Raw genomic sequence first — 6,653 nt, 5'->3', positions numbered from 1 at the left:
CGGCGATGAGGTGCTGACCGTCGAAGGTGGGCCAGACTTCACCGAGCGCATGGTGATCCTTGAGTTTCCCGACAAAGCCGCGGCTTTGGCCTGGCACGCTGATGCCGATTATCAAAGCGCCTCGGCCTTCCGGCGCGCGGCCTCAAAGGGCCGGATGATCCTGCAGGAAGGGCGCGCGAACACCGCCGACCCCGATCCGAAGGTGTAAGCGATGGATCTGCAACTGAAGGGAAAGAGCGCGCTGGTCTTTGGTGGCTCGCGCGGATTGGGTCGCGCCATCGCGGCAGAGCTGATCGCGGAAGGTGCCGATGTCGTCATCGTCGCCCGTGACGCGGATCGCGTGGCACGCGTCGCGGCGGAGCTTGGCTGCCATGGGCTGGCGGGCGATCTCTCGCAGCCCGGCGCAGGCCGCGCATTGACCGAGGCCGCCGCTGCCGTGCTCGGCCGGATGCCCGATATTCTGGTCACCAATACCGGCGGCCCGCCGACCGGCTCTTTTGCCGAAACCTCGGTCGAGAAATGGCAAAGCGGCTTTCAAAGCCTCTGGCTCAGCGCAGTCGACAGCATCCAGACCGCTTTGCCCGCGATGAAGGCGCAAGGCTGGGGCCGCATTCTCGCGGTCACCTCGGTTGCCGCGAAAGAGCCGCAGCCGGGGCTGGTGATCTCGAACGGGCTGCGCGCCGGGCTTTTGGGTCTGGTGAATACGCTTGCGCGCGAGGTGGCGAAGGACGGGATCACCGTGAACGCGCTGCTGCCCGGCTATACCAACACCGACCGCATGGCCGAGTTGGGCGTCGATAATGCGACGATGGGGCCGAAGATCCCGGCGGGTCGTCTGGGCGATCCCGCCGAATTCGCGGCTCTGGCGGCCTTTCTCGCCTCGGGCCGCGCCTCTTATATCACCGGGCAAGCCATCGCGGTCGATGGCGGTCTGCTGCAATCGATCTGAGGCGCCATGTCCCGTCCGCACTTCGCCCGCTGGCTTGGCCAGACCAATGATGTCACCCAGGTCTTTCTGGCCGCCGGTCAGATCCCCGATCTGATCAACCTCGCGGGCGGCTTGCCCGAGCCCGAGACCTGGCCCGTTCCAGAGCTGGCCGAGCTCGCCCGCAGCGCCGTCGCCGATCACCCCGGGGTCACGCTGGCCTATCCGCCGATTGACGGCCTGCCCGGGTTGCGCGATCTGATCGCCGCGCGTTTCAGCACGCCCGCCTTGCAGCTCTCGCGCGAGAATGTGCTGATTACCACGGCGGGGATGCAGGCGCTCGATCTGCTCGGCAAGGTGCTGATCGACGAGGGCGGGCTGATTGCGGCGCAATCGCCGGCCTATCTCGGCGCGCTCGATGCCTGGCGACCGCGCCAACCGCGCTATCGCCCGCTGCAGATGGGCGCGAATGACTTTGACGCCGAGGCCGCGCTCTCGGGCGCGCAATTCGCCTATATGGTGCCGAATTTCTCGAACCCGACCGGGCGGCTCGTCGGGCTGGCCGAGCGTCATGCCCTGATCCGCGCCGCCGAAACCACCGGCACCTGGCTGGTCGAGGACGATCCCTACGGCGCGCTTTACTATGACGGCGCCCCCCTGCCCCGGCTGATCTCGCTCTGGGCCGAGGCCCATCCCGGCCCCTATAGCGGCCCGATCGTCTATCTCGGCACCGTCTCGAAAGAGATCGCGCCCGGACTGCGCATCGGTTGGGTCATCGCCGCGCCCGAGATGATTGCGGCGCTGACCACCGCGAAACAGGCCTCGGATATGTGCACAAGCGGGATCTGCCAGCAGATCGTGCAGGACGCCTTTGCCTCGGGCCTCGCCGATCGCATCCGCCCGGTGATCCTCGATCTCTACCGCGCGCGGCGCGACGCGCTGTGCGCCGCGATGGACGCGCATCTCGGCGATCTCTTCGACTGGGAGGTGCCGGTCGGCGGCATGTTCGTCTGGGCGATTGCCAAAAACCCAGCGCTCGACACCGACCGTCTGCTGAAGGTCGGGCTCGATCACGGCGTCTGCATCAGCCCCAGCTCGGTCTTCGACCCGCTCGGACAGGACCGCCGCGCGATCCGGCTGAACTTCACGCTGAACCCGCCGGATAAGCTGGCCGAGGGCATCCGCCGCCTTAGCGCCGCCACCCGGACACTCGCGGCCTAGCCGCGCCAGACCGCGGGCATCATCCCGCGCAGCGCATTGCCGACCCAGAGCTGAACGCGAGGCAGATCTTCCGCCAGCAAGATCTCCTCGCGACAGATGCCATTCCCCAGCATCTCGGCGCGCAGCACCCCGGCAAGCAGCCCCGACGAAAGCGGCGGCGTGCAAAGCCCCGCGCCCCGGTCAAAGAACAGCGTCGTAATGGTCCCGTCGCAGATCTCGCCGCGCTCATTGAGAAAGAGCAGCTCGTCGATCCCCTCGCCCATCCCGGCGCGCGCGCGATCATAGATCTCGCGCCGCGTGGTTTTCAGCCGCAGCCAAGGATCGCCCGAGGACAGCCGCGCTTGCGCAAGCCCCAGCCGCCACTCTGCAGGCGAGGGCGGCAAAGCGGCGCGGGTGATCTCGAGCGCGCCGGTGGCGTCAAGCGTCAGCCGAAGCCGCGCCGCCTCGCCCGAAGGCCCGGTCAGGGCTGCGCGCGCAGCATCGGGATCGCAGGGCCAGCCAAGCGCCGCGGCACTCCGCACCAGCCGCGCGAGATGTCCGTCCAGCCGGGGACAGGCGGCCCCGTCCCACAAAGCGGTCTCGATCAGCTTCAGGCCGGGCGCACCAGATCCTGCACGTAACGCGCTTTCCATAGCGCCTCCTCCCATTCGCTGGCGCAGGTCGAATCCTGCACGATGCCGCCGCCGACATTCAGCACCACCCGCCCGTCCGGCCAGACCGAGAGCGTCCGGATCGTCACCGAAAACGCCGCCGCGCCATCGGGCGCCATCCAGCCAAAGGTGCCGCAATAGACGCCGCGCGGGAAGGGCTCGACCTCGCGGATGATCTCCATCGCGCGGATTTTCGGCGCCCCGGTGATCGAGCCGCAGGGAAAAAGCGCCCGCATCACGCCAAGAAGATCGGCGGGCGCGGCCAATTGCCCGACCACGCGTGACGACATCTGATGCAACGTGGCAAAGGTATCGACCGCGAAAAGCTCGGGCACCTTGACCGAACCGACCTTAGAGATCCGCGCAATATCATTGCGCAAAAGATCGACGATCATCAGGTTTTCCGCGCGATTCTTCTCGGAAGCCGCGAGCCCCGCCGCCAAGGCCGCATCGACCTCGGGATCGGGATCGCGCGGCGCCGTGCCCTTCATCGGCCGCGCCTCGATCGCGCCCGCCGCATCCAGCCGCACGAAGAGCTCGGGCGAGCGCGACACCACCACCGGCCCGACGCCCAGATCGGCATAAGCGCCATAGCCCACCGGCTGACGCGCCGCGAGCGCGCCGTAAAGCCCCAGCGCCGATCCGGCCTCAAGACGGCTGGTCAGCGGAAAGGTCAGATTGATCTGATAGCAATCCCCGGCGGCAATATAATCGAGCGTGCGAGCAAAGGCCCCGGCATAATCCTCGGGAGAGACCTCGGGATGCAAGGGCGCAAGCCGCACCTCTTCTTGCGGAAAGGCAAATCCGGCCGCCGAAACCGGCCCGTCGTAAATCCCGAAAACCAGCAAAGGCCCGTCACGCTCGGCCGGCATCTGCGCCAGCAAAACCTCCTCCAAAGCGTAGCCCGCCTCATAGGACATCCAGCCCGCAACCCATTTGCCCGCAGCCCGCGCCGCATCCAGCCGCGCCAGCGCGGGCACGACCTCCTCGGGCCGAAGCGCCACGATCAGCTCGCTTGCCTCTTGAAACAGAACCGCCTGCCCATCCGGACCGAATTCGCAAAGGATCACGCGCGCCTCCTCAGACCCCGTCGCCCGATAGCACAGGCCACGCGTCAGAGACAACGCCAGCGCCTTTCTTCATCATCCAAATACCCGACAGAACCGCGCCATCCTCGAGACGAAGCCGCCGCTCACGACATCCGCCACGCCGTGAAGCGCCGCAAAAGCCGCCCGTCGATCGCCGCAAGGCCCATCCCGATCAGCACCATGCCCAGCACATGACGCGGCGCAAGATGCTCGCCCAGAACCACGATGCCCAGCAGGATGGCGCAGGCCGGGACCAGAAAGGTCACCAATCCGACATTGACCGCGCCCGCCGTCGCCAGAATGCGGTAATAAAGCACATAGGCGAAGGCGGTCGAAATCAGCGCGAGCCCCAGCACCGCGAGAACCGCCGTCAGGCCCGGCGCGGGCGGGCTCCAGGGCTGGTCGATCACCAGCATCACCGGCGTCAGCAAAACGCTCGCCCCGAACAAGGACCCGGCAGCCGTCGCCATCGGAGTCACGCCCATCCGGCGAAAGCGGCGGCCATAGATCGCGGCCCCGGCATAGGAAACCGCCGCGCCCAGACAGCAAAGCTGCGCGATCAGATCGCTGCCAAGCGCGCGCACCGCATCGCCGCCGATCATTGCCGCCACGCCCAGAAAGCCGATCGCCACGCCCGCGACTTTGCCCGGATTGAGCCGCTCGTCCGCCGTCAGAACATGAGCGAACAGAACGGTAAAAAGCGGCGTCGTTGCGTTGAGGATCGAGGCCACGCCCGCCGGGATATGCTGCTGCCCGGCGACGATCAGCGAAAAGGGCAGCGCATTGTTGAAAAGCCCCATGGTGAAGAAGGCGGTCCAGACCGCGCGGCCTTTGGGCAGGCGCTGCCCGCTCAGCGCCATGAAGGCCAGCAGCGCCGCCGCCGCCAGCCCGACGCGCAAAGTAACGATCAAGAGGATCGGCAGATCCGGGATCGCCAAGGCATTGAAGAGGAAGGAACATCCCCAGATCGCGGCCAGAGTGGCCAGCATGGCCCATTCGGCGCCGCTCATCGGCCGGGAGGTGGAAATCTGTGCTGTCTGGGTCTCGGCCATCTGAACCTCGTCGTGCCGCGTGGGCGGTTGTCTGTGCTCTTCATCGCACCGCCGCCCGCCCGGCGCTATCCAGATCTTGCTTTCAAAATCAGCCCCGCGCGCGCCCGGCCCCGGCGCCCGCCACAAGCGGTTGCGGCTATCGCCGCGCGCATGGGTCATTCCGAAACGGCATTGGCGATTTCCCGCGCGGATCGCCATCTCTGTCTCAGGAAAAAAGCCCGGAAAAAACGACCCCGGGGACCGAGATCTGGAAGACGAGGCGAAACATGAGCAGAACAGAACACGACCTGATTGGCGATCGCGAGATCCCGGAAAGCGCCTATTGGGGCGTCCACACTCTGCGCGCGGTCGAGAATTTCCCGATCTCGGGGCGCCAGATCGGCCAGTCGGCCGAACTGGTTGCCGCCCTTGCCGCAATCAAGGAAGCCGCGGCAAAGGCCAATGAAGAGCTTGGCCATCTTGCGCCCGCGCTGGCCGAGGCGATCGCCCGCGCCACGCAGGACATCCGCGAGGGCGCGCTGCACGATCAGTTCATCGTCGATCTGGTGCAGGGCGGCGCGGGCACCTCCAGCAATATGAACGCCAATGAGGTCATCGCCAATCTGGCGCTGGAGCATCTCGGTCACGCCAAGGGCGATTACGCCCTGCTGCATCCGAACGAGCATGTGAATCTCGGCCAAAGCACCAATGACGTTTACCCAAGCGCGCTGAAAATCGCGCTGGTCTTTGCCCTGCGCCGGCTCGACAGCGCGATGGATGAAATCGAACATGCCTTCCGCGAGCGCGCCCATGCCTTCGCGGGCATCATCAAGATGGGTCGCACGCAGTTGCAAGATGCGGTGCCGATGACGCTCGGGCAGGAGTTTGCAAGCTTCGCGACCATGATCGCCGCCGAGCGGCACGCTTTGCGCCGGATCGAGGCCGAGCTTTGCGTGCTCAATCTCGGCGGCACCGCGATCGGCACCGGCATCACCGCCGATCCCCGGCTGGGCGAGCTGACCGTTGTGCATCTGCGCCAGATCACTCGCCTCGATCTGACGCTGGCCGAGGATCGCATTGCCGCGACCCAGGACACCGGCGCCTTTGTCTCGGTTTCAAGCGGGCTGAAACGGCTGGCGATCAAGCTGTCGAAAATCGCCAATGACCTGCGGCTCTTGTCCAGCGGGCCGCGGGCGGGCTTTGGCGATATCGCGCTTCCGGCGAAACAGGCGGGCTCGTCAATCATGCCGGGCAAGGTCAACCCGGTCATCCCCGAGGTCGTCAATCAGGTCTGTTTCGAGGTGATCGGCGCCGATGTCACGGTCACGCTGGCAGCCGAGGGCGGTCAGCTTCAGCTCAATGCCTTCGAGCCGGTGATCTATGCGAGTCTTGAGCGCTCGATCCGCCATCTCGAACATGCGATGCAAACCTTGGCGCGCAATTGCGTCAGCGGCATTACCGCCGATGCGGGCGCGCTGCGCCATAAGGTCGAGCAATCCATCGGCATCGTCACCGCGCTGACCCCCTATATCGGCTATGTCCGCGCCACCGAGGTCGCGAAACGCGCGCATGAAACCGGCCTTGGCGTCGCCCGGATCGTGCTCGATGAGCAGTTGATGGAGAAAGACACGCTCGATGCCGCGCTTTCGGCCTCGGCTGTGCTGGGCAACGCGGCCTGACCACCGGCGCCCTCGCGGCAAAGAAAAAGGCGGCCGAAGCCGCCTTTTTCATCTGGAAC

The 6,653-nt window shown here is 66.3% G+C and carries 7 protein-coding genes (1 of these 7 running past the window's edge); 4 read left to right on the top strand and 3 right to left on the bottom strand.

The features are described from left to right. The 3 genes in view from JCM7686_RS00775 to JCM7686_RS00765 are tightly spaced (at most 6 nt apart) and all read left to right on the top strand, a layout consistent with a single transcriptional unit that may run on beyond the window. Nucleotides 1-208, top strand: partial view of a DUF1330 domain-containing protein gene (locus JCM7686_RS00775; protein WP_020948962.1) — the 3' portion only. The gene continues 113 nt to the left of window position 1, outside the view; 208 of the gene's 321 nt are visible here — the last part of the coding sequence; the start codon falls outside the window, past its left edge; its stop codon occupies nt 206-208. A gap of 3 nt (nt 209-211) precedes the next feature. Beyond that, a complete protein-coding gene (locus tag JCM7686_RS00770) occupies nt 212-949 on the top strand; it encodes an SDR family oxidoreductase (RefSeq protein WP_020948961.1) in 738 nt (245 codons plus the stop codon). 6 nt (nt 950-955) lie between these two features. After that, the gene (locus JCM7686_RS00765; RefSeq protein WP_020948960.1) at nt 956-2,146 is read left to right on the top strand and encodes an aminotransferase-like domain-containing protein; all 1,191 of its coding nucleotides are present in this window, start codon (nt 956-958) and stop codon (nt 2,144-2,146) included. Here the strand turns inward: JCM7686_RS00765 and JCM7686_RS00760 are convergent. From JCM7686_RS00760 to JCM7686_RS00750, 3 genes are all read right to left on the bottom strand, one after another. After that, nucleotides 2,143-2,778 carry an aminotransferase class IV family protein gene (locus tag JCM7686_RS00760; protein ID WP_020948959.1) on the bottom strand — a complete coding sequence of 212 codons (636 nt, stop codon included), beginning with the start codon at nt 2,776-2,778 and terminating at the stop codon, nt 2,143-2,145. The genes JCM7686_RS00765 and JCM7686_RS00760 overlap by 4 nt on opposite strands. Further along, nucleotides 2,736-3,866 (bottom strand): aminodeoxychorismate synthase component I, encoded by a 1,131-nt coding sequence (locus JCM7686_RS00755; protein ID WP_020948958.1) that lies wholly within the window; start codon nt 3,864-3,866, stop codon nt 2,736-2,738. The genes JCM7686_RS00760 and JCM7686_RS00755 overlap by 43 nt, the downstream gene beginning before the upstream one ends. 122 nt (nt 3,867-3,988) lie before the next feature. Continuing rightward, nucleotides 3,989-4,936, bottom strand: coding sequence for a DMT family transporter (locus tag JCM7686_RS00750; RefSeq protein WP_020948957.1), 948 nt, complete (start codon nt 4,934-4,936; stop codon nt 3,989-3,991). A gap of 266 nt (nt 4,937-5,202) precedes the next feature. Between JCM7686_RS00750 and JCM7686_RS00745 the strand changes: the two genes are divergently transcribed. Then, complete coding sequence (locus JCM7686_RS00745; protein WP_020948956.1) at nt 5,203-6,594, top strand: aspartate ammonia-lyase; 1,392 nt, start codon at nt 5,203-5,205, stop codon at nt 6,592-6,594. Nucleotides 6,595-6,653: the final 59 nt, after the last annotated feature.

This window comes from Paracoccus aminophilus JCM 7686 (assembly GCF_000444995.1).
Classification (GTDB): Bacteria; Pseudomonadota; Alphaproteobacteria; order Rhodobacterales; family Rhodobacteraceae; genus Paracoccus; species Paracoccus aminophilus.
This window is presented reverse-complemented; position numbering and strand designations above follow the sequence as displayed.

Excerpts from the sequence above, each read along its gene's own strand:
- JCM7686_RS00765 (WP_020948960.1), top strand. The coding sequence starts at position 956 with ATGTCCCGTCCGCACTTCGCCCGCTGGCTTGGCCAGACCAATGATGTC.
- JCM7686_RS00760 (WP_020948959.1), bottom strand. The coding sequence starts at position 2,778 with ATGGAAAGCGCGTTACGTGCAGGATCTGGTGCGCCCGGCCTGAAGCTG.
- JCM7686_RS00750 (WP_020948957.1), bottom strand. The coding sequence starts at position 4,936 with ATGGCCGAGACCCAGACAGCACAGATTTCCACCTCCCGGCCGATGAGC.
- JCM7686_RS00770 (WP_020948961.1), top strand. The coding sequence starts at position 212 with ATGGATCTGCAACTGAAGGGAAAGAGCGCGCTGGTCTTTGGTGGCTCG.
- JCM7686_RS00745 (WP_020948956.1), top strand. The coding sequence starts at position 5,203 with ATGAGCAGAACAGAACACGACCTGATTGGCGATCGCGAGATCCCGGAA.